This is a genomic window from Amycolatopsis arida (assembly GCF_900115565.1).
Classification (GTDB): Bacteria; Actinomycetota; Actinomycetes; order Mycobacteriales; family Pseudonocardiaceae; genus Yuhushiella; species Yuhushiella arida.
Genome location: NZ_FOWW01000004.1, coordinates 389,195 through 410,808 on the forward strand (window position 1 = coordinate 389,195; position 21,614 = coordinate 410,808).

At 74.5% G+C, this 21,614-nt stretch carries 21 protein-coding genes; 12 read left to right on the plus strand and 9 right to left on the minus strand.

Features of this window, described 5'->3' with window-relative positions; translation table 11 throughout:
* Nucleotides 1–24 precede the first annotated feature (24 nt).
* The 3 genes from add to BM051_RS14910 all read right to left on the minus strand — a co-directional run bounded on the left by add (nucleotide 25) and on the right by BM051_RS14910 (nucleotide 3,029).
* The gene (gene add / locus BM051_RS14900; protein ID WP_092530899.1) at nucleotides 25–1,083 is read right to left on the minus strand and encodes an adenosine deaminase; all 1,059 of its coding nucleotides are present in this window, start codon (nucleotides 1,081–1,083) and stop codon (nucleotides 25–27) included.
* Nucleotides 1,084–1,307: 224 nt separating this feature from the next.
* Nucleotides 1,308–2,111, minus strand: a complete 804-nt coding sequence (locus tag BM051_RS14905) for a DNA-formamidopyrimidine glycosylase family protein (RefSeq protein ID WP_092530728.1) — start codon at nucleotides 2,109–2,111, stop codon at nucleotides 1,308–1,310.
* Between the two features lie 3 nt (nucleotides 2,112–2,114).
* Complete coding sequence (locus BM051_RS14910; protein WP_092530729.1) at nucleotides 2,115–3,029, minus strand: ParA family protein; 915 nt, start codon at nucleotides 3,027–3,029, stop codon at nucleotides 2,115–2,117.
* Between the two features lie 114 nt (nucleotides 3,030–3,143).
* Between BM051_RS14910 and BM051_RS14915 the strand changes: the two genes are divergently transcribed.
* The 3 genes from BM051_RS14915 to BM051_RS14925 all read left to right on the plus strand — a co-directional run bounded on the left by BM051_RS14915 (nucleotide 3,144) and on the right by BM051_RS14925 (nucleotide 5,834).
* On the plus strand, nucleotides 3,144–3,914 hold the full coding sequence (locus BM051_RS14915) for a methyltransferase domain-containing protein (RefSeq protein ID WP_092530730.1): 771 nt from the start codon (nucleotides 3,144–3,146) through the stop codon (nucleotides 3,912–3,914).
* A gap of 52 nt (nucleotides 3,915–3,966) precedes the next feature.
* Complete coding sequence (locus BM051_RS14920) at nucleotides 3,967–5,232, plus strand: DNA polymerase IV (RefSeq protein ID WP_092530731.1); 1,266 nt, start codon at nucleotides 3,967–3,969, stop codon at nucleotides 5,230–5,232.
* Between the two features lie 203 nt (nucleotides 5,233–5,435).
* On the plus strand, nucleotides 5,436–5,834 hold the full coding sequence (locus tag BM051_RS14925; RefSeq protein ID WP_092530732.1) for a DUF3040 domain-containing protein: 399 nt from the start codon (nucleotides 5,436–5,438) through the stop codon (nucleotides 5,832–5,834).
* Nucleotides 5,835–6,044: 210 nt separating this feature from the next.
* On the opposite strand, the gene BM051_RS14930 is transcribed toward BM051_RS14925, so the two are convergent.
* From BM051_RS14930 to BM051_RS14940, 3 genes are read right to left on the minus strand one after another with little or no spacing between them, the layout of a single operon-like run.
* Nucleotides 6,045–8,528, minus strand: coding sequence for a transglutaminase TgpA family protein (locus tag BM051_RS14930; protein ID WP_092530900.1), 2,484 nt, complete (start codon nucleotides 8,526–8,528; stop codon nucleotides 6,045–6,047).
* Nucleotides 8,525–9,799 carry a DUF58 domain-containing protein gene (locus tag BM051_RS14935; RefSeq protein ID WP_092530733.1) on the minus strand — a complete coding sequence of 425 codons (1,275 nt, stop codon included), beginning with the start codon at nucleotides 9,797–9,799 and terminating at the stop codon, nucleotides 8,525–8,527. Before BM051_RS14935 ends, BM051_RS14930 begins: the two co-directional genes overlap by 4 nt.
* A 43-nt stretch (nucleotides 9,800–9,842) precedes the next feature.
* Nucleotides 9,843–10,916, minus strand: a complete 1,074-nt coding sequence (locus BM051_RS14940; protein WP_424923314.1) for an AAA family ATPase — start codon at nucleotides 10,914–10,916, stop codon at nucleotides 9,843–9,845.
* Nucleotides 10,917–11,244: 328 nt separating this feature from the next.
* Here BM051_RS14940 and BM051_RS14945 point away from each other — a divergent pair, with 328 nt between their 5' ends.
* The 8 genes from BM051_RS14945 (at nucleotide 11,245) to BM051_RS14980 (ending at nucleotide 18,373) form a co-directional block, all read left to right on the plus strand.
* Nucleotides 11,245–11,604, plus strand: coding sequence for a hypothetical protein (locus BM051_RS14945; protein ID WP_092530734.1), 360 nt, complete (start codon nucleotides 11,245–11,247; stop codon nucleotides 11,602–11,604).
* A 5-nt stretch (nucleotides 11,605–11,609) separates the two neighbouring features.
* Nucleotides 11,610–12,233 (plus strand): DUF3558 family protein, encoded by a 624-nt coding sequence (locus BM051_RS14950; RefSeq protein ID WP_092530735.1) that lies wholly within the window; start codon nucleotides 11,610–11,612, stop codon nucleotides 12,231–12,233.
* Between the two features lie 128 nt (nucleotides 12,234–12,361).
* Nucleotides 12,362–12,934: a PE-PGRS family protein gene (locus BM051_RS14955; protein WP_092530736.1), complete on the plus strand. Its 573-nt coding sequence runs from the start codon at nucleotides 12,362–12,364 to the stop codon at nucleotides 12,932–12,934.
* Nucleotides 12,931–13,683 (plus strand): ESX secretion-associated protein EspG, encoded by a 753-nt coding sequence (locus BM051_RS14960; RefSeq protein ID WP_092530737.1) that lies wholly within the window; start codon nucleotides 12,931–12,933, stop codon nucleotides 13,681–13,683. Before BM051_RS14955 ends, BM051_RS14960 begins: the two co-directional genes overlap by 4 nt.
* A 405-nt stretch (nucleotides 13,684–14,088) precedes the next feature.
* On the plus strand, nucleotides 14,089–14,520 hold the full coding sequence (gene mraZ, locus BM051_RS14965) for a division/cell wall cluster transcriptional repressor MraZ (RefSeq protein WP_092530738.1): 432 nt from the start codon (nucleotides 14,089–14,091) through the stop codon (nucleotides 14,518–14,520).
* A gap of 234 nt (nucleotides 14,521–14,754) precedes the next feature.
* Nucleotides 14,755–15,705: a 16S rRNA (cytosine(1402)-N(4))-methyltransferase RsmH gene (rsmH, locus tag BM051_RS14970; RefSeq protein WP_092530739.1), complete on the plus strand. Its 951-nt coding sequence runs from the start codon at nucleotides 14,755–14,757 to the stop codon at nucleotides 15,703–15,705.
* Nucleotides 15,702–16,445, plus strand: a complete 744-nt coding sequence (ftsL, locus tag BM051_RS14975; RefSeq protein WP_092530740.1) for a cell division protein FtsL — start codon at nucleotides 15,702–15,704, stop codon at nucleotides 16,443–16,445. Before rsmH ends, ftsL begins: the two co-directional genes overlap by 4 nt.
* Nucleotides 16,445–18,373, plus strand: a complete 1,929-nt coding sequence (locus BM051_RS14980) for a peptidoglycan D,D-transpeptidase FtsI family protein (protein WP_092530741.1) — start codon at nucleotides 16,445–16,447, stop codon at nucleotides 18,371–18,373. Before ftsL ends, BM051_RS14980 begins: the two co-directional genes overlap by 1 nt.
* A 151-nt stretch (nucleotides 18,374–18,524) precedes the next feature.
* Here the strand turns inward: BM051_RS14980 and BM051_RS30505 are convergent, their stop codons facing one another.
* From BM051_RS30505 to BM051_RS14995, 3 genes are all read right to left on the minus strand, one after another.
* Entirely contained in the window at nucleotides 18,525–18,899 is a 375-nt protein-coding gene (locus tag BM051_RS30505; RefSeq protein WP_092530742.1) for a GNAT family N-acetyltransferase, read from the minus strand.
* Nucleotides 18,900–19,044: 145 nt separating this feature from the next.
* Nucleotides 19,045–19,866, minus strand: a complete 822-nt coding sequence (locus BM051_RS14990) for an ABC transporter permease (RefSeq protein WP_092530743.1) — start codon at nucleotides 19,864–19,866, stop codon at nucleotides 19,045–19,047.
* The gene (locus BM051_RS14995; RefSeq protein ID WP_243859834.1) at nucleotides 19,863–20,849 is read right to left on the minus strand and encodes an ATP-binding cassette domain-containing protein; all 987 of its coding nucleotides are present in this window, start codon (nucleotides 20,847–20,849) and stop codon (nucleotides 19,863–19,865) included. Before BM051_RS14995 ends, BM051_RS14990 begins: the two co-directional genes overlap by 4 nt.
* Before the next feature lie 41 nt (nucleotides 20,850–20,890).
* Here BM051_RS14995 and BM051_RS15000 point away from each other — a divergent pair, with 41 nt between their 5' ends.
* Entirely contained in the window at nucleotides 20,891–21,589 is a 699-nt protein-coding gene (locus tag BM051_RS15000) for a TetR/AcrR family transcriptional regulator (RefSeq protein ID WP_243859835.1), read from the plus strand.
* Nucleotides 21,590–21,614: the final 25 nt, after the last annotated feature.

The window sequence follows — 21,614 nt, forward strand, 5'->3', positions numbered from 1 at the left end:
CTCCCTTCTCGTGTACGCGCCACGCTAGGCGACGTCGTCCCCCCGCGGCAACAGGATTTGCGCGTCCCGCCCCACCGCGTCGATCTCGGCCAGCAGCGCAGCCCTTCGCTCCTCCGGCAGGAACGCCGCCGTCACCCCGGCGCGGGCGAGCTCCACCACTTCGGCCGGGCGCAGCCCCAACGCCGTCGCGACCGCGAGGTACTCGCCGTTCAGCGTCGCGCCGAACATCGGCGGGTCGTCGGTGTTCAGCGTCACCACCAGCCCGTGGTCGAGCATCCGCCGCACCGGGTGGGCGGCGACCGAGGGCACCTGCCCGGTGCGCACGTTGGAGGTCGGGCACACCTCCAGCGGGATCCGGTGCTCGGCCAGGTACTCCAGCAGCCGCGGGTCCGCCACGCAGCTGGTGCCGTGCCCGATCCGCTCCGCGCCGAGGTCGTGGATCGCCGACCAGACCGTCGCCGGGCCGGTGGTCTCCCCGGCGTGCGGGACGCTGTGCAGGCCTGCCTCCCGCGCCGCGGTGAAGAACGGGGCGAACCGGGCCCGGCCGACGCCGACCTCGGGCCCGCCCAGCCCGAAGCCCACCAGCCCGTCCGGCCGGTTGCGCAGCGCGAACACCACCGTCTCCCGGCCGGCGACCGCGCCGCGCTCGCCCGGGATGTCGAAGCACCACGCGAGGTCCACCCCGTGCTCGGCGGCGGCCGCGGCGCGCCCCGCGGCCAGCCCGGCGAGCAGCTCGTCACCGTCCATCCCGTCGAGCAGGTGGTTGTACGGGGTGACCGTCACCTCGGCGTAGCGGCAGTTCTGCGCCGCGAGGTCCCGGGCGAGCCCGCTGACCAGCGTGGCGATGTCGGTGCCGTCGCGCAGTAGGGACTGCACCGCCCAGAACGCGGCGAGGAAGTCGTCGAAGGTGCGGAAGGTGTAGAACTCGCGCAGCCCGGCCGGGTCGGTGGGCACCCCGGAGGAGGGGTGCCGGCGGGCCAGCGCGGCCACGGTGTGGTGGCCGGCCGAGCCGACCAGGTGGACGTGGAGCTCCACTTTGGGCAGTGCGGCGACGAGGTCGCGCAGCGTGCGGTACTCGGGCATGGGCTCGAGCTCCCGAAGCGAGGGGTGCGGACGGACGGGCGCGGCGGGCCGGGGGCCGCCACGGCCGCCGCTCAGCGAGCGGCCGGGGTGGGCCTCGCCCGGCGTGGTGGCGTCACGGCGCGAGGTCACCGCGGGTGCGGTCGCTGCCGTACAGCGGGAGCTGGTACGTCGGCACTCGGCGAGTGTACCGGCGCCGCCCGGCCTCGCGAGAGCCCAGCGCGCGGTCAGCGGGCCGGGGCGGGGCCGCGTTGGCAGCGCGGGCAGAACCAGGTGGGCCGGCGGTGCAGCCCGCTGCCCTGCCCGGCGACACGCACCGGGCCGCCGCACCGGAAGCAGCCCTGCCGGGTGCGCTCGTACACCCAGTTCCGCCGCCCCCTGGCCAGCTCGCCGGTGGTGCTCTGCTCCGGGCGCCACGCGTTGGCGGTCAGCAGCTTCCTGGCCAGCGTCACCACCCGCTCGGCGTCGACCTGGCCCACCGGGGTCCACGGCGTCAGTCCGAGCAGGAAGCAGATCTCCACCTTGTAGAGGTTGCCCACCCCCGCCATGACCCGCTGGTCCAGCAGGGCGAGCCCGAGCTCACGCTCGGAGTCGGCGGCCAGCAGCGCGGCCGCCAGCCCCTCGTGCTCGTCAGTCCACTGTGGATCGAGCAGGTCCGGGCCGAGGTGGCCGACCAGGCGGGCTTCCTGGCCGGTGGGCAGCAGCTCGAGGTCGTGCAGCCGGAAGCCGACGGCCTCGGCCTCGGCGTTGGCCAGCACCACCCGCGCGTGGTGCGCCGGAAGCGGCCACCGCGCCCCGGGTCGGAGCACTCGCCAGCTGCCGTCCATCCGGAGGTGGCTGTGCAGGCTGAGATCCCCGGAGAAGCGGGTGAACAGGTGCTTGCCCACCGACCGCACGGAGCACACGGTCCGCCCGACCAGGTCGACCGTGGCCAGCGCGGGGTGCCGCAGCTCCGCGCGGACCAGCGGCCGGCCGGCCAGCGCGCGGTGCAGCTTCCGGCCGGCCAGGAACACGGTGTCGCCCTCGGGCACGACTCAGCCGGTCTCCGGCTCGGCGTAGGCCCGCACCGCCGGGAACTCCGAGGTCGTCTCGGCGCCGCCCGGCTCACCGGCGCCGGTGGTGTCCGTGGTCTCGTCGGGGTCGCGCTCGAGCCGGTGCCGGCCGGCGCGGCCGGAGCGCAGGATCTTCGCCAGCACCATGTTGAACGTCAGCGCGATCTCCTGCGCACCGGGGGAGTTCCACTCGTGGATGGGGGTGCACGCGCCCTGCGCCTGCTGCACGGCCAGCCGGTCGGGGATCGCCGTGGGCATCACCAGCCGGCCGAAGTACTCCCGCAGCTCGGCGATCCGGTACTGGTGCTCGTAGGAACGTGGCCGCAGCCGGTTCACCAGCACTCCCGCCGGCCGCAGGTTCGGGTTGTGCTCGGCGCGGATCGACTCGATCGCCTCCAGCGCCCGGTCGGCGCCGGCCACCGCGTACATCGTCGGCTCGGTGACCAGCAGGGCGCTGTCCGCGGCGATCAGCGCGGACCGGGTCAGCCGGCCCAGCGACGGCGGGCAGTCCAGGATCACCAGCTCGTACGGCTCCCCGCTGGGCGCGGCGTGCAGCTCGTCCAGCGCGCGGGCGAGGTTCTCCATCCGGCGCCCGCCGGTGCGTCCCGGCTCGTTCAGCAGCTCCAGCTCCTCGGCGCCGACCAGGACGTCAAGCGTGTCGCTCCAGCCGCTGGGCGCGATGGCCTCGTCCAGCACCGCGCGGCGGGGCGTCTTCAGCACGTCGGCGAGGGTCGCGTCGGTCAGCGGCGGGTCGAGCGAGGCCGTGGCGTTGCCCTGCGGGTCGAGGTCCACCACCAGGGTGCGCGCGCTGCGGCGCAGCGCCGCGGAGGCGATTCCGAGCGCAACCGTCGTCTTCCCGACGCCTCCCTTGAGGCTGAGTACCGCGACCGTGTGCACGACGACCAGCCTACGGTCTCCGCCCCGGGTGCGGACCCCGGCGTGGCCCCCGGGCGCACCCGGAGTCCGCGGCGACCGGCGGCGACCGGCGGCGGCCCACTAGGCTGTCGGGCCATGAGGACGGACACCGCGGCGGCTCGCGGCTCGGCGGCCGTGCACCGCGTGCTGGAGGCCGAGCTGGCCGGTGCCAGGGCGCGCGGGGTCGACCGGCCCCGGGTGGTCGACGTGGGCGGCGGCAGCGGCGTCTGGGCGGTGCCGTTCGCGTCCGCCGGCTGCCTGGTCACCGTGGTCGAGCCGAACCCGAACGCGCTGGCCACCCTGCGCCGCCGCGCCGAGGAGAGCGGCGTCGCCGACCGGATCACCGTGGTGGCCGACGACTCCGACGCCCTCGGCACCCACGTCCCGCCCGGCTCGGCCGATCTGGTGCTGGCCCACGGTTTGCTGGAGGTGGTCGACGACCCCGCCCCGACGGTCGCCGCGCTGGCCGCCACCGCGGTGCCCGGCGGCGCGGTGTCCGTGCTGGCGGCCAACCGCTTCGCCGCCGTGCTGCACCGCGCGCTGGCCGGGCGGGTGGCCGAGGCCCGCCGGCTGCTCGCCGCGCCGGACGGGGTGCTCGGCGAGGACGGCGAGACCCTGCTGCGCCGGCTCGACCGCGACCGGTTGACCGGCCTGCTCACCAATGCCGGCCTCGAGGTGGCGCTGCTGCAGGGCGATGGCGTGATCTCCGACGCCATGCAGGGCGTGCCCAGGGACACCGTCGACGCCGCGGACGAGGTCGCCGCCTGGGAGGGTGAGCTGGTCGAGTTCGAGGACGCCGCGGCCGGCATTCCGCCGCTGCGCGACATCGCCAGCCGGCTGCACGCGCTGGCCCGCCGGCCCGGCTGAGCCGCCGCGCCGCTGTCCGGAAACGTCAGTCCGGGCGGTTAACCTGGGCGCGATGGGACGCACCGCGGGGCTGCCCGCCGAGCTCGCCCGGCTCCGCGTGGACGAGCGCGCGGACCCGGCACAGTGGCCCGATGACACCGGCTGCGGGCTGCTGCACGTCGACATGGACGCGTTCTTCGCGATGGTCGAGCTGCGCACCCGGCCCGAGCTGGTGGACCGGCCGGTGGTCGTCGCCGGGGTGGGGCCGCGCTCGGTGGTGCTGTCGGCGAACTATCCGGCGCGCCGGTTCGGGGTGCGCTCGGCGATGCCGGTGTCGGCCGCGCGCCGGCTGTGCCCGCAGGCGGTGTACCTGCCGCCGACGCCGGGCCGGTACCGGGAGGTGTCCCGCGGCGTGCTGGGTCTCTTCCGCGAGCTGACCCCGCTGGTGGAGCCGCTCAGCCTCGACGAGGCGTTCCTCGACGTGAGCGGCGCGCTGCGCCGGTTGGGCAGCACCCCCGCCCGGATCGGCGCCGAGCTGCGCCGCAGGGTCGCCGCGGAGCACGGGATCACCTGCTCGGTCGGGATCGGCGCGGTGAAGTTCGTCGCCAAGCTCGCCTCCGGGATGGCCAAGCCGGACGGGATGGTCGTGGTGCCGGCGGACCGGACCCTGGCGTTCCTCGACCCGCTGCCGGTGTCCGCGTTGTGGGGCGTCGGCACGCGCACCGAGGAACACCTGCGCCGGCTGGGACTGGACACCGTCGGCGACATCGCCCGCGCCCCGTTGCCACGGTTGCGCCGGGCGCTCGGCGCGGCGGCCGGCGAGCACCTGCACGCGCTGGCGAACGGGCGGGACGACCGGGCGGTGGTGCCCGACGCGGCGGAGAAGTCGATCGGCGCCGAGCACACCTTCGACGTCGACCACCACGACCGCGTGGTGCTGGAGCGCGAGCTGCTGCGGTTGGCCGAGCGGGTGGCGGCGACCCTGCGCCGGAAGGGGCTGCGCGGGCGAACGGTGTCGATCAAGGTCCGGTTCGCCGACTTCCGCACCATCACCAGGGCCCGCACGCTGCCCTCGGCGACGGACGTGGCCAGGGAGATCCACGGCACCACGGTGGCGTTGCTGGCCGAGGAGGGCGGCACCCCGGCGGTGCGGCTGATCGGGGTGCGGGTCGAGGGGCTCACCGACGCGACCGGGGCCGAGCAGCTGAGCCTGGACGCGGTGGGGCCCGGGAGCCCGCCGCGGTGGCGGGACGCCGAGCGGGCCGCCGACAGCGCCCGCGCCAGGTTCGGCGACGCGGCCGTGCGCCCGGCGTCGCTGCTGTCGGCCGACGACCGGTGACGTGGCGTGACGGGTTGTGGCAGAGTACGGAGTCGGGTGCGGTGCCCCGCGAGCCGAAAACAGTTCCCCGCTAGGGCGGGGATCGGGTAGTACTCGACGCGTGGGGCTCGTATCCTAGACAGTGACACCTCACTCGGGGTGTCGGTTGGGTCCACGACGTTGCGCGGCCCGGCGCCCGCGACAGCTGTGCCGGAGGAGGAAAGATGCCACTCTCCGAGCATGAGCAGCGGCTGCTCGACCAGATCGAGCGCGAGCTCTATGCCGAGGACCCGAAGTTCGCATCCACGGTGCGTGGCACCAGGTTGCGCCGTCCGGCCCGTCGCCGCCGCATCCAGGGCGTGGCGTTGTTCGTCGTCGGTGTCGCGCTGTTGGTGTTGGGCGTGGTGGTGCCGTTCCGGGTCGCCGAGATTCCCCTGATCAGTGTGTTCGGGTTCCTGGTGATGTTCTTCGGGGTGCTGCTCGCGGTCACCGCGATCCGGCAGCCCGACGTCGCCGGCGCCGAGGACGCGCCAGCCGGCGCCGAGGCGAAACGCGCGCCGCGCAAGAGCTCGTTCACGCAGCGCATGGAGGACCGGTTCCGCCAGCGCTTCGAGGACAGGTAACCGCCGACTCCGCCACCCCGGTGTGGCCCGTCGACACAGCCAGACGTCGCCCGGGCACGCCGGGGTGAATGCTGTTCGGACCCCGATCACCGGCACTCGAGCGGTGGCGGCCGCGCACGGCCGACGCCACCGACGGGAACGGCCAACACGGCGACGTAGCCGGCGAACACGGCGGTGTGGGTGGTGCGCTGGCGGCGTTGACCGGGGTGGTCAGCGGCGCCGGCGGTGGAACAGGGAGCGGGGCAAGAGCCGACCCCGCCACGACATCGGCGCGCTCCGGCGCAGGCTGCGGCGCAACCCCTCGAACGCCGCCGCGAACTCCGGGTCGCGGGCGTCCACCGGGCTGTACCAGGACCGCTCCACGATGCCGACCACCATGCGCAGGTCCTGCCGCCCGCCCTCGTCCAGGTGGTGGCGCTGCGCCACCTTCTGCGCCGCCGCCCGCACGGTGTCCGTCCGCGGAATGACGATGCCCCGGTCCGCGCACTCGTCCAGCAGCTCCGCCCAGGCAGCGTCGGCCGCGCCGGGACTGCTGCCGGCGATCAGCCGCAGCCGGCGCCGGCGCTGGATCTCCCGGACCACCGACGGGGCCAGCCCCAGGCACGCCATCGACAGCAACGCGAGCGCGAAGCCCCAGTGCACCTGCCACCCGGTGAGCACCAGCGAGAGCAACCACAGCGCCGCGACGCACACCGGCAACCAGTCCGGCGTCGCGCCCGACCCGTGCCGCAGCGTCCGCGAGCGGCGACCCAGCACGACGGTCGCCACCGTGAGCACCAGCGCGGCCAGCGCGCTGACCAGCGCACCCCACCCGGACCACGCCGGCGGCTCCTGGAGGAGACCGCCCTGCGTGCCGGCCGCCGGCGCGGCGACCGGCACGGGCTCGCGGTCCCGCTCGGCCGGCGCCGTCGACGGCGCCGCACTCGGCACCTCCTCGCCGTCCTCGGTCGGCTCGCCGGCGGGCGTGTCGTTCTCCCGCAGGTACTCCGGCAGGTACCCGCGGCCGTCGGCCAGCGGGGTCGGGTCGAAGCCGACCCACCCGTGCTCGCCGAAGTACACCTCCACCCAGGCGTGCGCGTCCTGCGAGGTGATCGACCGGTACTCGCCGGCGGGCACGCCCGTGGTGAACCCGATCGCCACCCTGGCCGGGATGTCCAGCGTCCGCAGCATCACCGCCATCGCCGAGGCGAACTGCTCGCAGAATCCCTGCTTACCGTTGAGGAGGAAGTCGGCCAGGGCGTCAGCGTCGGCGGCGCGCGCGGTGCGGGTGTCGTAGGTGAACCCGTTCTCCGGGGTGGTGAAGTAGCGCCACAGCGCGGTGGCCTTGTCGAAGGTGGTCGGCTCGCCCTGGGTCAGCTGCCGCGCCAGCGTGCTGACCCGCGGGTCCACCGGCCCCGTCGTGCGGTAGATCGGCGCGATCTCGTCCCGCCGCGGCTCGGCCGCCCGCAGCTCGTCCTTGCTCGGCTCGGCCAGCGAGGCCAGCTCGACGTACGGCGCGGGCCGCTCGCGGCGCTCGCGGAACACCGCGCCGCTGTCCCGGTCGTAGAACCAGCCGGGGGAGACGTTCTGCAACGCCCGGGGCGCGCCGTACACCGGCAGCCACAGGTCCACCCAGTTCATCGGCTCGATCAGGATCTGCCGGGTCTCCCCGGTGCCGTCGTCACCGGGAGCCAGCGGCAGCGGCCCGTCCGCCGGCACCCCCGCCGGCATCGGCCCGTCCGGCAACCCCCAGCCCTGGTTCGGCCGGTAGGTGTCGAGGGTGAACGCGCGCAGCAGCCGGCGGTCGTTCTCGAGGCCACGCACTCGGAACAGCTCGACGCTGGGGCCCTGGTCGAGCATGCCGCGCATCGACGTGAACGGGTTGACCCCGAGACCGCCGCTCACCGCTCCCTGGTTGCCGCCGGCGCGCCCGGGCAGGCTGCCGACCGTGCCGATTGCCGTCACCGTCGACCCGGCGACCAGCCCGACCAGCAGCGCCACCGCCACCACCGCGACCGGCGCGCCCGCCGCGGCAGGGGAACCGCCGAGGCCCGGCGACTCCCGGTTGCGCCAGGTGCGGTGCCGGTGCGCGCCGTCCACGGCGAGCAACCCGGCGAACGCGGCCGCGCCCAGCACGAAGGTCCACCACGGGAGCATCCTGTCGGACAGCGACGCCGGCACAGCGTAGACGCACAGCAGTACCAGGCCGGTGGCGGCGGGCGCGGCGGCCGCCACGGCGAGCGTGTCGACCAGGATCGCGACGAGGCCGATCGCGATGGTGACCAGGCAGAGGATCGGCGGCGTGCCGTCCACCGGGGCGAGTCCCGTGCGGATCTCCTCGAACGCCGCGATCAGGATCTCGTTCAGCTCGGCCAGCGCCGCGGGCCCGGGGATGACCGCCAGGATGCCGCTGCCGGTGAAGACGCCGACCACCATCCCGAGCAGCACCAGGAGCTGGGCCAGCCCGACCAGCAGTGTCGGGGTGCGCACCGCGCGCAGCGCGAGCCCGGTGCAGCCGACCAGCACCACGGCCACGATCACGTAGCCCAGCCACGCCCAGCCGGCGACCACACCGGTGAGCGAGGTGGCAGCGCACACCGTCGCCAACCCCGCCGCGGTGGGGGCGAGCACCGAGTCGGCCCAGCCCGCGCGCGGTCGCTCCGCCGGCTCCGACGGCGGGGCGGGGGTGTGCCGGGTCGGCGCGGTAGCGCTCACCGCACGCCTCCGATCGGCGCCGTCCGCGGCGTGGCCGCGCGGCACAGCTCGACCCACACCCGCGGCATCGGGCTGTGCGGCCCCGCCACCACCACGCCCCAACCGGCGGCGCGCAGCAGCTCGGCCGACTCTCCGGTGGCGGCCGCCCGCTGCTCGGGCGCGATCACCCCGGCGGACCAGGCGGGCGTGTCCAGCAGCACCGCGAGGCTGCGCACCCCCCGCGGCCGGTACCGCGCCAGCTCGTGCACCGAGTCGCTGCTGACCGTGCCCAGCACCGCGATGAGCTCCTGGCCCTCGGCCAGGTCGTAGCCGGAGGTGATGTCCCGCTGGTGGCCCGGCTGCAGGGCGGCGAGCGCGTCGAGCACCACGTGGTCGTACTGCGCGCCGCCGTCGCCCGGCGTGTCGGCCACGACGTCACCGTGCTCGGTGAGCAGCCGGACCCGGTGGCCGGACCGGCGCAGATGCAGGCACACGCTGGCGGCGAAGGAGACGGCCCACTCGATGCTCGCGCTCGGTCCGGTGCCGTGGTGCGCGGCGGCGCGGCGGTCGAGCAGCACCGTGGTGCCACCTCGCCACGGTCGCTCCTCGACCCTGACCATGATCTCGTCCCGGCGCGCGGTGGACCGCCAGTGCACCTTGCGCAGGTCGTCGCCCTGCCGGTAGTGCCGGACCACGACATCGGTCTCGCCCTGCCCGGCGTGCAGCCGCACGCTGCCGTCGTCGCCGGAGCCGACGCCGGCTCCGGCCGGCATGCCCCCCAGCGGCTCCACCCGCGGCACCACCAGCAGCCGGGAGTGGCCGATGAGCTCGCGCTCGAACTCGCACAGGCCGAACGGGTCGGTGACGGTGGCCCGCAGCGGTCCCACCTGCTGGACCCCGCGCAGCAACGGCTGGATCGGGTACCGCAGCGCCACGGCGCGGTGCAGCGGCAGCCGCTCCACCACGAACCGCGGCCGGGTGCCGAGCGTGTACGGAAGGCCGTCCTCCAGCAGCACCTCACCGGCCGGCAGCCGCCCGGTGCGCCACAGCTCGAGCTGCACCTCGCCGGACCGGCCCACGGCCACCCGTTCGGGCAGCAGCGTGCGGGCCGCGCCGACGCGCAGCCGCGCGGCGGCCACGAAGAACGCCACCAGCACCGGCAGCGCGATGACGAACAGCGCCACGCGCAGGAGGTCGCGCTCGTTGAGCACCGCCGCGCACACGGCCGCTGCGGCGCCCGCGGCGAGCAGGCAGCGGCCGCGGGTGGTCAGCCCGGACAGCGCGCGCAGCATCGGGGACCTCGGGTGGCCGGTCGCCGGGAACGGGACATCACGCTCACCGCCGGACGTGGCCGTTGCCGGTGGGCACCGGCACGCGCTGCAGCACCGAGCGGACCACGTCGGTGGCCGAGCGCCGGGCGGCGTGCGCCTCGGTGGTCAGCACCAGCCGGTGCGCGAGCACCGGCACCGCGACCGCGTGCAGGTCGTCGGGCACCACGAACTCCCGGCCGGACAGCGCCGCCTGCGCGCGGGCCGCCCGCACCAGGTGCAACGTGGCCCGGGGCGAGGCGCCGAGCCGCAGCTCCGGCACCTGGCGGGTGGCCGAGACCAGCTCGACCGCGTACTGGCGCACCTCGGGGGCGATGTGCACGGAGCGCACCGCGTGGACGAGCCGGTGCACGGTGGCCGCGTCGGACACCGGCTCCAGGTCGGTCAGCGGGTTGTGCCCGGCGTGCTCGTCGACCATCGCCAGCTCGGCCTGTGGGTCCGGGTAGCCGATCGACACCCTGGCGGTGAACCGGTCGCGCTGCGCCTCCGGAAGGGCGTAGGTGCCCTCCATCTCGATCGGGTTCTGCGTGGCGATCACCATGAACGGCTCGTGCAGCCGGTAGGTGGTGGTGTCCACGGTGACCTGGTGCTCCTCCATGCACTCCAGCAGCGCGGACTGCGTCTTCGGGGAGGCACGGTTGATCTCGTCGCCGACGACGATGTTGGCGAAGACCGGTCCCGGCCGAAACTCGAAGTCGGCGGTCTGCCGGTTGTAGATGGAGACCCCGGTGACGTCGCTGGGCAGCAGGTCGGGGGTGAACTGGATCCGGCTGACCGAGCAGTCGATGGACCGGGCCAGCGCCTTGGCCAGCGAGGTCTTGCCGACCCCGGGCACGTCCTCCACCAGGAGGTGGCCCTCGGCGAGCAGGGTGACCAGCGCGATGCGCACCACCTCGGGCTTGCCGACCAGCACTCGCTCGACGTTGCTCGCGATCCGGCGGGCGGTCTCGTGCAGCTCGTCGAGTCCGGCGGGCACCGCGGCGCCGTGTCGGCCCGCCTGGAGTGCGGCACCGTGCCGGCCGTGCTCTGCCGCCTGACCGCGCACCTGCTCGCCGGGCACGACCTGCGTTCTCGACGTCACTCGACCTCCTGGTGCCGAAGCCCCTGCCATCTTGCCTGCGCCCTGCCGTCTCGCACACCGCCGGGCGCGATCGCACCCGAAGTGGTTACCGGCCGCCCCACCGGGGGACAAGCCTGCCACGAAGTGTGTCAAACCCGGGCGAGTTGGGGGAGGGAACCCTGTGGTGACGCTTCGTCACCGCTGTGGTTCGCCCGATCGGTGGTACGGCGCCCCCGGACCTGGGGCCTCCCGTGACCGGCGGTTCTGACCTAAGCTTTCCCCACGGATTCGGTCGACTACGGAGAGGCGCGGTCGTGCGACCATGGCAGACGACGACACAGCCACAGCCATGACCGATGTGGGCAGGACGGGTCCGGACGCCGCGCCCGGCACGGCCGGCTTCGCCGTCGCCCCCGAGCTGGCCGTCGAGACCTTCCGCCGGCTCAGCGAGCTGCAGGACGTGGTGGGCGCGATGGTGCGGCAGGCGAAGGTGCTCGGCCGTTCCGTGCCGCTCGGCGGCGGGTACGCGGCCGAGGTCGGGGACTTCATGGCGCGGTACGGCCTCGAGGGGCCGGGGTCCGCGGTCGCCGCGCTCACCCGTTTCGGGCGGGAGCTGGAGGAGCTGAAGGACCGGATCGACACTGCGGTGCGGCGTTACCGGGACGCCGACGAGGACGCGGCCGGCGGCGTCGACTGCACGGGTGGCTGAGCGGGATGGCGCTGAGCACCCGGGGCACCCGGAGCACCCGGAGAACTCTGAGCACTCGGAACACGGCCCGGACCGCCGGCGGGGGCCGGCGGGGCGTGGTCGCGGCGCTGCTCGGGGCCGGTGCCGCGATGCTGCTGGTCGGGTGTGGCGCCACGTTGCCGGGGTCGGCCGCGCCACGCGCGGACTCCGGCGAGGGACCGGCCGGCACCGCGCCGGCGACCCCCGCGGGACTGGCCGACCTGCGGCCGTGCACGCTGCTCGGCCCGACCGAACGGTCCACCGCGGGACTGACCTCGCCCGGCCAGGAGATCACGATCGGGGTCGCCCGCGGGTGTGACTGGGCCGAGACCGGCACGTTCGGCGTGACGATCACCGTGGACACCACCAGCGGGCTGGCGGACCTGGCGGTGCGCCGCGCGCACACCACCGAGGACACCGTGGGTGACCGGGCGGCGCTGCGGGTCGCCGACCCGAAGGCCGACGACGGCACGTGCGCCGTGCTGCTGGCCGCCGGCGACGGGGCCAGCGTGCACGTCGACGTCACGAACGCGGACTTCACCGACACCGCGTCGGCGTGCCGGCGGGCGAGCACGATCGCGGAACTGATCGGGCCGAAGCTGCCCACGTGAGCGGAGCTTGCGGAGCGAACCATGGAACACAGCAGCCTTGGCGAACGCCGCGACGAGCGCCAGAGGAGGGGCGTGAGCGAGCGTGCGAGCGAACCATGGAACACAGTAGCGCGGGGGAGGAGCGTGGAATGGACCAGCGGGGCGTGCCCGAGCCGGACCGGCGGTACGAGGCCTACAGCCATCCCGCGATGCGGGCCGAGGTCGAGACCGGCAACGACCCCGCCGAGGCGGGTGACGTGGGCCAGCAGTGGGGCGAGCTGGCGGCGCGGTTGCGGGAGTCGACGGACGCGCTGCGCGGCGTCGCCGAGGCGAGCGCGGAGCTCTGGCGGGGCGGCGCGGGTGACGCGGTGCGGCACGCGCTGACCGCAGCGGCCGGCTGGGCCGACGAGGCGGCCAGGGTGTCGGACGCGGTCGGCGGGTCGGTGGCCGAGCAGGCCGCGGTCGCCGCGCGGGCGCGGGCCGAGATGCCCGAGCCGGTGGACTACGACCCGGCGGGCATGATCCGGGGGGCCGCCGGCAGCGGCGACATCGTCGCGCTGATCGGGTTGTCCGACGCGTTGGCCGGGCGGCGGCTGGCGGCCGAGGTCGCCCGGCAGCGAGCCATCGACGTGATGCGGGCCAGGGACGCGGGGTTGCGGGCGGCGGTGCCGGCGGTCGGGTTCCCCGATCCGCCACCACTCACCGCGCGCGGTGGCGGATGATCCGCGTCTCGGCCTCGGCCTTCGACATCCTCTGGGCCGACCTCGGGCACGCCGGCGTGCCGGCGCCGCTGTGCGTGCCCAGCGTGGGGGTGACCGAGGCGGAGCGGGCGGCGGTGCGCGAGGCAGTGTACGACAACCTCGCCGAGCGCGGCCTGCTCGTCGACGGGGTGGTGGAGCCCGAGCTGGTGACCCGGTTGGCGGTGCTCGCCGGGGCCGAGGCCACCGTGGAGTGCGAGGCGCTGCTCGACATGGACGACCCGGAGCCGCTGCGCGCGGTGGCCGCGGCGCGCGACGGGCTGGGGGTGCTGGCCGCGCAGCCGCGGCGGACCATCGGCCTGTCCGAGATCGGGGAGGGCGAGCTGGTGGCGGCGGCCGTCGGGGTGCTGCCGGAGCTCGAGCCCGGGCCCGGCTACGGCGTCAGCCTGCCCGCCTCCGCGCTGGGGTCCGCGATGGCCGACCCGGTGTTCGACGAGGGCGGTGCCGACGACCTGTCCGCGGCGCACGCGCAGCAGATCCGAGAGGTGCTGGCCATCCAGGCGCGACCGGTGCTCGCCGCCGGTCAGTTCTCGGTGTGCGTGCGGGCGGGCGGGCGGCCGCGCCGGCTCGGCGGGGTGAGCTGGTTCCACACGGACGTCGGTGCCTATCTCGGTGCGGTCGCCCCCGGCCGCGGCGGGCAGGACTGGCTCACCGTGGCGCCCACCGACAGCGTCCGCCTCGCCGGCCGCCTCGCCGACTTCCTCACCGGCTGACCCGGGCCGGCACCGACCCGGCCTCGCCCACGCCCGGCGGCGCCCACCCCTTCCCCCGTCACCCCCACTCCGTCCCCACGGCCCCACTTGGGCTACCCACCCAGCCCCACCACCGCCTCCGCGCGCCCCGCACCGGGCCCTGACGGCCCGTCTCGAGGTCCGTCAAGGGCCGCTCGGAGGCGGCGAACCTCACCCGCCGCGGCGATGCTTCCCCACCGGGCCCCACTCGAGCCCACCGCCGTGACCTGCGCAAACAGGAAAGCTCATGACCCGATCGAGCGCGTTCGTCGTTGACTGTGGTGGAAAGTGGGGTACGGTGGTGCACAGTGGGGCGGAAGGGAGCCCCGTGGCCGACCCGGAGGGTCCGAAGAGGACGTTCAGGGCTCGGTGGGGAGGTGGAGGTCGGTGTTCCTCGGCACCCACACCCCCAAGCTGGACGACAAGGGGCGACTCACGTTGCCCGCGAAGTTCCGCGAAGCGTTGGCGGGTGGGTTGATGATCACCAAGGGACAGGACCACTGCCTGTACGTCTTCCCGCGCGCGGAGTTCGAGCAGATGGCCCGCAAGGTCGCCGAGGCCCCGTTCACGAACGAAGCGGTCCGCGCCTACCAACGGTATCTGTTCGCCGGCACCGACGAGCAACGCCCGGACGGGCAGGGGCGCATCGCCATCGCGCCCGAGCTGCGGCGGTACGCCGGGTTGAGCAAGGAGTGCGTGGTGATCGGCGCGATCACCAGGTTGGAGATCTGGGACGCCGAGGCGTGGCAGACCTACCTGGAGGAGCACGAGGACAGCTACGCCAAGGCGCAGGAGGAGGTACTGCCGGGCGTGTTCTGAACGTGGTGCGACGGCGGGAGGCGTCGTCGTGCGCGGTCTCGGTGTGGCCCGTGGGGAGCGGCGTCGCCCGAGGCGGTGACTGTCGTGAGGTCTCTGTCCGCTCAGCGGCCCTGGTGCACCTTCCCCGGCACCAGGTTCGCAGCGGGCGGGCGGGGACCTGACGGCAGCCGCCGGCCGCGACGGGAGGCCGGTCGCGAGTGGAGGGCGCGAGCGGAGAGCGGAAGGGGGTTGGCCATGGCGGAGCACGTTCCGGTGCTGCTGGACCGCATCCTCGAGCTGTTCGCCCCGGCGCTCGCCGACCGTGCTGCCGTGCTGGTCGACGCCACCGTCGGGCTCGGCGGCCACGCCGACGCGCTGCTCGCGGCGCACCCCGGGCTCCGGCTGGTCGGGTTGGACCGCGACCCCGACGCGCTCGACCGCGCTCGCGCGCGGCTGGCCCGACACGGCGACCGGGCGCATCTCGTGCACGCCGTCTACGACCGCCTCCCCGAGGTGCTCACCGACCTCGGACTGTCCCGAGTGGACGGCGTGTTGTTCGACCTCGGGGTGTCGTCGATGCAGCTGGATCGCGCCGACCGTGGCTTCGCCTACGCCAGGGACGCCCCGCTGGACATGCGGATGGACCCGACGACCGGCCCGACCGCCGCCGACGTCCTCAACACCTACCCCGCCGCCGAGCTGACCCGGATCCTGCGGGACTACGGCGAGGAGCGCTTCGCCGCGCGGATCGCGAGGGCGATCGTCGCCGAGCGCGAGCGCGCGCCGTTCGACCGCAGCGAGCGGCTGGTGCGGCTGCTCTACGCCACCGTCCCAGCGCCGAGCCGGCGCACCGGCGGGCACCCCGCCAAGCGCACCTTCCAGGCACTGCGGATCGAGGTCAACGGCGAGCTGGACATCCTTCGCGGGGCACTGCCCGCGGCCCTCGACGCGCTCGCCGTGGGCGGGCGGATCGTCGTGGAGTCCTACCACTCCCTGGAGGACCGCACGGTGAAGCAGTCCTTCGCGGCGCTGGCCCGCTCCCGCACCCCCGAGGGGCTGCCGGTGGAGCTGCCCGGACACGGACCCCAGCTTCGGCTACTCACCCGCGGGGCCGAGAAGGCCGGCGCCGCGGAGATCGAGCGGAACCCGCGCGCCAGCTCGGTACGGCTGCGTGCGGCGGAGCGGATCGGAGAGGCAACCACATGACCGCGCCCACCCGCACACGCACCCAGCAGCCCCCGTCCCGGACGCGGCGGCGGGCCCGCGCCACGCCGGCGACCGAGGAGACACCGGACACTCCCCGGCGTCGGCAGCGCGCACCCCGGCGCACCTCCCAGCGGGGGCGAACCTCGGCCGCCGAGCGAGCCTACGCCCGGCGTGCCCAGCGGGCCGACCTGGTGCAGCGCGAGGGCGACGCGCCGGCGCCGGCGCGTCGCCGGGTCCTGCTGCGCCGGCCCCGCTCGCGCACCTCGTTCGTGCTGCTCATGATGGGGCTGCTGGCCGCCGGGGTGGCCGCCTCGCTGTGGCTGTCCACCCAGGCCATCGCCGACACCTACCGGCTGGAGCGGTTGCGCGAGGACACCGCCGGGCTGGCCGAGCGGGTGGACCAGCTGCAGCGGGAGGTGACCGGCCTGGAATCGCCGGCGGCGCTGGACGAGCGGGCCCGCCGACTGGGCATGGTGCCCGGTGGCGATCCCGCCAGGATCGTGGTCGCCCCGGACGGCACGACGACGCTGGTCGGTGAGCCGAAGGCGGCGGTCGCGCCTCCTCCGCCACCGCCGCCCAGCAGGCCCACCGCCGAACCCCCCGCCGACACCGAGCGGCAGCCGGCGCCGGAGCAGGGCGCGCCAGCCGACGAGGGCACGGACCAGCAGACGGACCAGCAGGCCGACCAGCAGGGCGACGTGGCGCCCGAGCAGCGCGCCGCCGGCGCCGGAGGCGACTGATGGCGGGCGTGCCCGATCGCCGTTCGGCCCGCCAGCCCGCCAGGGTGCGGGCGGGCACCCGGCGGACGTACTCGGCCAGGGCCCGGCGGCGTGGTGCCGGCCGGGTGGACGGCGGCAACCGCCAGCGGTTCGTGGCGGTCCGGATCATCCTGGTGCTGGTGCTGGCCGCCGCCGGCGTCAAGCTGGTGCACCTCCAGGCCTTCGAGGCCGCGGCGCTGTCGGCGCAGGCCGAGCGGCAACGGGTGACCTCCATCGAGATCCCGGCGCCGCGCGGGTCCATCGTGGACCGCAACGGCGCGAAGCTGGCGTTCAGCGTGGAGGTCCGGAGCCTGTCGGTGAGTCTGCGGTCGATGCGGCGGACCTGGACCGAGTACGCCCGGCAGCACCCGGAGTCCGGGCAGGACTTCCGGACCAGGGCGGCCGACGCGGCGGCGTTCATCGCGGAGAAGCTGCCTGGCAAGGTCACCGAGGCGGAGCTGCTCTCGAAGTTCCACAAACCGGCCGACTTCACCTACCTCGTCCACGAGGTGGAGCCGTCGGTGGCCAAGGAGATCACCGAGCGGTTCCCGGAGATCGGCACGGAGAACCGGGCCAGGCGGGAGTACCCCGGTGGGTCGCTGGCGGCCCAGGTGGTGGGCGTGGCCAACTGGCGGATGGAGGACCCGGATCCCTACAAGCACAACCTGCACGGCCTGTCCGGGTTGGAGTTCGTTCGCGACGGCGACCTCTCGGGCACGCCGGGCCGCCGGCTGGCCGACACCAAGCAGGGCAACGACAACGTCATCATCCCCGGCACGGAGCGCGAGCTGCAGCCGGCCGTGCCCGGCTCGGACCTCGAGCTCACCATCGACTCCGACGTGCAGTACGTGGTGCAGAACATGCTCAGCGACTACGTGCGGGGCGCCAGGGCCCGGGGCGGCAGCGCCGTGGTGATGGACGCGCGGACCGCGGAGGTCTACGCGCTGGCGACCGACGAGACGTTCGACCCCAACGGTCCGCTCGACCCGAAGAAGCTGACCAACGAGGCGGTCACCAACGCCTTCGAGCCGGGCTCGGTGAACAAGGTGGTCACCGCGGCCGCGGCCCTCGAGACGGGCGTGGCGACGCCGGAGTCGGTGCTCGAGGTGCCCGACTCGCTGCAGGTGGCCGACCACGTCGTGCACGACGCCTGGGAGCATCCGACCCAGCCGTTCACCGTCACCGGGATCTTCGCCAAGTCCTCCAACATCGGCACGCTGCTGCTGGCCCGGCAGGTCGGGGAGGAGCGGTTCGCGGAGATGCTGAAGCGGTTCGGGCTGGGCACGCGGACCGGGATCGGCCTGCCCGGGGAGAGCCCGGGCAGCGTGCCGCCCCGGGACCAGTGGTACGCCACCACGTTCGGCAACCTGCCGATCGGACAGGGCCTGTCGATGACCGTGCTGCAGATGACCAGCATGTACCAGGCGATCGCCAACCACGGCCTTCGGGTGGAGCCGCGGATCGTCCGCGCCAAGATCACCCCGGACGGGCGGCGGGTCGAGGAGCCGACGCCCGGCACCGGGCAGGTGGTGAGCCCGCAGACCGCGGACACGGTCAGGAACATGCTGCGCGCGGTGACCCAGAAGGAGGGCGGGAACAACAACGGCACCGCCCCCGCGGCGGCGTTGGAGGGCTACCAGATCTCCGGCAAGACCGGCACCGGCCAGCAGGTCGATCCGAGGACCAGGAAGTACAGCGACTCGCTGTACAACATCACCTTCGCCGGGATCCTGCCGGCCGACGCTCCGCGGTTCGTGGTCGGCATCCGGTTGGACGCTCCGGAGGACACGCTGCCGCAGGGCTCCACCGCGGCGCCGCTGTTCCACGACATCGCCTCGTACCTGGCACAGCGCTTCCAGCTCCCGCTGTCGGAGAGCCCCACCCCGGTCGTCCCGCTGGTCCTGAGCTAGCCGACCCGAGCCGTTCCGGATCCGCCGGATGTGGGCCCTGTCATCGAATGTCGGCGTCCCACGAGCGGGTCAGCCGGATCTCCTCCTCCTGACAGCCCAGGGCGTGGTAGAAGCGCAGGGGCCGTCGTGTTGGCCGCTCCGGTGCGCAAGGTCAGGCGGGAAGGCCGCGCGCTCGGGCCCATTCCTCCGCCGCCGTCATCAACCGCCGGCCCGCGCCCATCCTGACCGCCTCCGCTGCCACGGCCAGTTCGCCGACGTACGCGTCCACGGCACCGGTGGAGTGTTGCTGCTCACCGACCGAGACCACTCCGACGACGTGCGGGCCATCCACGGCGACGTAGACCTCGCCCTGGCCGCGGGCAGCCGAGGCCAGGGAATCCACGAGCCACTGGTATGCGGCCCGCTCGGCCGACGCCCGGTCACGCCACGGCGCCATCCCCTCGGTCGATCGGGAAGCCAGCGCGAGGATCGCCCCCTGGTCACGGGCACGGCAGGACGGATCTCGATGTGCCACTCGCCATGCCATCGAGCATGGCGGGCGACCCGACGCGGAATGAACGGTCGGTCGGTGAGCTGACCACCCAGGTCTCGGGGTCCGAGGGACCGGCGGGCACGAGCACGGGAAGCGCCCGGGTGGTGGACGGCCGGAGCCGCCCACCACCCCGCGTGCCTCACAGGCCGGCCGTGCGGAAGCGGCGCACCGCCAGCGGCACGAAGATCACCAGCAGCAGCACCGACCACCCGATGGTCGCGGCGACCGGATGAGCCAGCGGCCACGGCACGTCGCCGCCGGGCAGGCCCGGGTTGCCGAACAGCTCCCGGCAGGCGGCCACGGCGGCGCTGACCGGGTTCCAGTCGGCCACCGCGCGCAGCACGGCGGGCATCCCGTCGGTCGGGACGAAGACGTTGGAGATCATCGTCACCGGCATCACCAGCGGCCCGATCTTCGCGGCGGTCTCCTCGTCCTTGATCAGCGATCCGAGGTACACCCCGACCCACGACACCGCGTACTGCAGCAACAGCAGCAGGCCGAAGGCACCGAGGGTGGCGCCGAGCCCGTTGTGCGCCCGCCAGCCGAACAGCAGCCCGCACCCGGCCATGATCAGCAGGCTGCCCGCGGCGACGATCAGGTCGGCCGCGGTCTGTCCGAACGGGACGGCCGAGCGGGCCATCGGCATCGACCGGAAGCGGTCCATCACGCCGAGGCCGTTGTCCTTGGCGATGACGGTGAGCGAGCCCATCAGCCCGAACACCACGCCCATCACGAACAGCCCCGGCATGAGGTACTCGCGGTAGTTCCCGCCGCCGGGGATCGGGATGGCGCTGCCGAAGACGTAGCCGAACAGGATCACCGAGATCAGCGGGAACGCGAAGGTGGCCACGATCTGGCCGGGGTGGTGCCTGAGCTTGAGCAGGTTGCGGCTCAGCACGGTGAACTCGTCGCCGAGGGCGGCGCGCAGCGCCCCGGTCCGGTCCAGGTCGAGCGTCGTCATCGGGTCACCTCCTGCAGAGCGAGCTCGGCGTGATCACTGGTGTTCCTGCTGGGCTTGCCGGTGAGGGCGAGGAACACCTCGTCGAGCGTGGGCCGCCGGATCGCCACGTCGACCGCGTCGACACCGGCTTGGTCGAGCCGGCGCACGACGTCGGGCAGCCGCACCGACCCGAGGGCCACCGGCACGCTCAGCCGCCGCTGGTCGACGTCGACGTCCGGATCGGCGGCCGAGCCGGCCGAGCCGGTCACGGCGGCCAGCGCACGGGCGGCCTGTCCGACATGGGCGTCGTCGAGCGGGGTGGCCGGGTCGAGGACCACGTCGATCCGGCCGCCGATCCGGGCCTTGAGCTCGTCCGGGGTGCCGTCGGCGATCACCCTGCCGGCGTCGATCACCGCGATGTTCCCGGCGAGTTGGTCGGCCTCGTCCAGGTACTGCGTGGTGAGCAGCACGGTGGTGCCGTCGGCGACCAGCGTGCGCACGGTGGCCCAGATCTCGTTGCGGCTGTGCGGGTCCAGCCCGGTGGTGGGCTCGTCCAGGAACAGCACGGTCGGCGTGACGACCAGGCTGGCGATCAGGTCCAGCCGACGGCGCATGCCGCCGGAGTAGGTCTTCACCAGCCGTTCCGCGGCGTGCGCCAGGTCGAACCGCTCCAGCAACTCGTCGGCCCGCCGGCGGGCGGCCGCCGCGCCGAGGTGGAACAGCTGGCCGAAGATCCGCAGGTTCTCCCGGCCGGTGAGGTCCTCGTCGAGCGCGGCGTACTGGCCGGCCAGCCCGATTCGGCGGCGAACCTCGCGGGACTCGCGCACGACGTCGTGCCCGGCGACGACGGCCCGGCCGGCGTCGGGCCGGGTGAGCGTGGCGAACACCCTGACCGCCGTGCTCTTGCCCGCGCCGTTCGGACCGAGCAGTCCGTAGACGGTGCCCGCCGGCACGGCCAGGTCCAGCCCGTCCAGTGCCTGCGTCTGCCCGAACCGCTTCCGCACACCCTCGGCGACCGTCGAGGGAGCGGGAGCTGCTGGCGCGGGTGCGCGTGTGGCTACCGGGGCCGCAGCGCTGCCGCGGGCCGGCACCGACCTACAGCCGGGAGCAGATCGCCGACGCCGCGATCCGGATCGCCGACGACGAGGGCCTGCCCGCGGTCACCATGCGCAAGATCGCCACGGCGCTGGGCACGGGCGCCATGAGCCTCTACCGCTACGTCGAGAACAAGGAGGCCGTGTTCGAGCTGATGGCCGACCGACTCGTCCACCAGCAGGGGCTGCCGGAGCGCAGCGGCGAGTGGCGAACCGACCTCCGCGTGCACGCCCGCCGGCAGCGCGCGCTGCTGCTGGACCACCCCTGGCTGCTGGAGCTCGTCTCGGGGCGGCCGCCGATGGGCCCGAACCTGGTGCGGGAGCTGGAGGCCCAGATGTCCATCCTGGACGAGCTGGGGCTGGACATCGACGACATGTTCGAGACCATCGTGCTGGTCGACACCTGGGTCACCGGCTTCGTGCGCAACGAGCTGGCCTGGCGCGCGGCCAGTGAGGAGATCGACGACGAGACCTGGATGCGCGCCTTCGAGCCCTACGTGCGGTCACTGATGGACAGCGGCGAGTTCCCCTACTTCACCCGAGTGGTCACCGAGGCGCGGCAGCCGCACGTGGACAACGACACCCGCTTCGAGCGGGGACTGGACCGCGTGCTCGCCGGGATCGAGGCCACCCTGCCCCGCCGCGGCTGACGCCCGCCCCGGCCGGTGCCCGGCC

Bases quoted from the DNA above. Each gene is read 5' to 3' on its own strand.
- BM051_RS14950 (WP_092530735.1), top strand. From the start codon at position 11,610: ATGGCGCTGAGCACCCGGGGCACCCGGAGCACCCGGAGAACTCTGAGC.
- BM051_RS30505 (WP_092530742.1), bottom strand. From the start codon at position 18,899: ATGGCATGGCGAGTGGCACATCGAGATCCGTCCTGCCGTGCCCGTGAC.
- BM051_RS14920 (WP_092530731.1), top strand. From the start codon at position 3,967: ATGGGACGCACCGCGGGGCTGCCCGCCGAGCTCGCCCGGCTCCGCGTG.
- BM051_RS14935 (WP_092530733.1), bottom strand. From the start codon at position 9,799: ATGCTGCGCGCGCTGTCCGGGCTGACCACCCGCGGCCGCTGCCTGCTC.
- ftsL (WP_092530740.1), top strand. From the start codon at position 15,702: ATGACCGCGCCCACCCGCACACGCACCCAGCAGCCCCCGTCCCGGACG.
- BM051_RS14980 (WP_092530741.1), top strand. From the start codon at position 16,445: ATGGCGGGCGTGCCCGATCGCCGTTCGGCCCGCCAGCCCGCCAGGGTG.
- BM051_RS14945 (WP_092530734.1), top strand. From the start codon at position 11,245: ATGACCGATGTGGGCAGGACGGGTCCGGACGCCGCGCCCGGCACGGCC.
- BM051_RS14960 (WP_092530737.1), top strand. From the start codon at position 12,931: ATGATCCGCGTCTCGGCCTCGGCCTTCGACATCCTCTGGGCCGACCTC.
- BM051_RS14955 (WP_092530736.1), top strand. From the start codon at position 12,362: ATGGACCAGCGGGGCGTGCCCGAGCCGGACCGGCGGTACGAGGCCTAC.
- add (WP_092530899.1), bottom strand. From the start codon at position 1,083: ATGCCCGAGTACCGCACGCTGCGCGACCTCGTCGCCGCACTGCCCAAA.
- BM051_RS14990 (WP_092530743.1), bottom strand. From the start codon at position 19,866: ATGACGACGCTCGACCTGGACCGGACCGGGGCGCTGCGCGCCGCCCTC.
- rsmH (WP_092530739.1), top strand. From the start codon at position 14,755: ATGGCGGAGCACGTTCCGGTGCTGCTGGACCGCATCCTCGAGCTGTTC.
- BM051_RS14915 (WP_092530730.1), top strand. From the start codon at position 3,144: ATGAGGACGGACACCGCGGCGGCTCGCGGCTCGGCGGCCGTGCACCGC.
- BM051_RS14925 (WP_092530732.1), top strand. From the start codon at position 5,436: ATGCCACTCTCCGAGCATGAGCAGCGGCTGCTCGACCAGATCGAGCGC.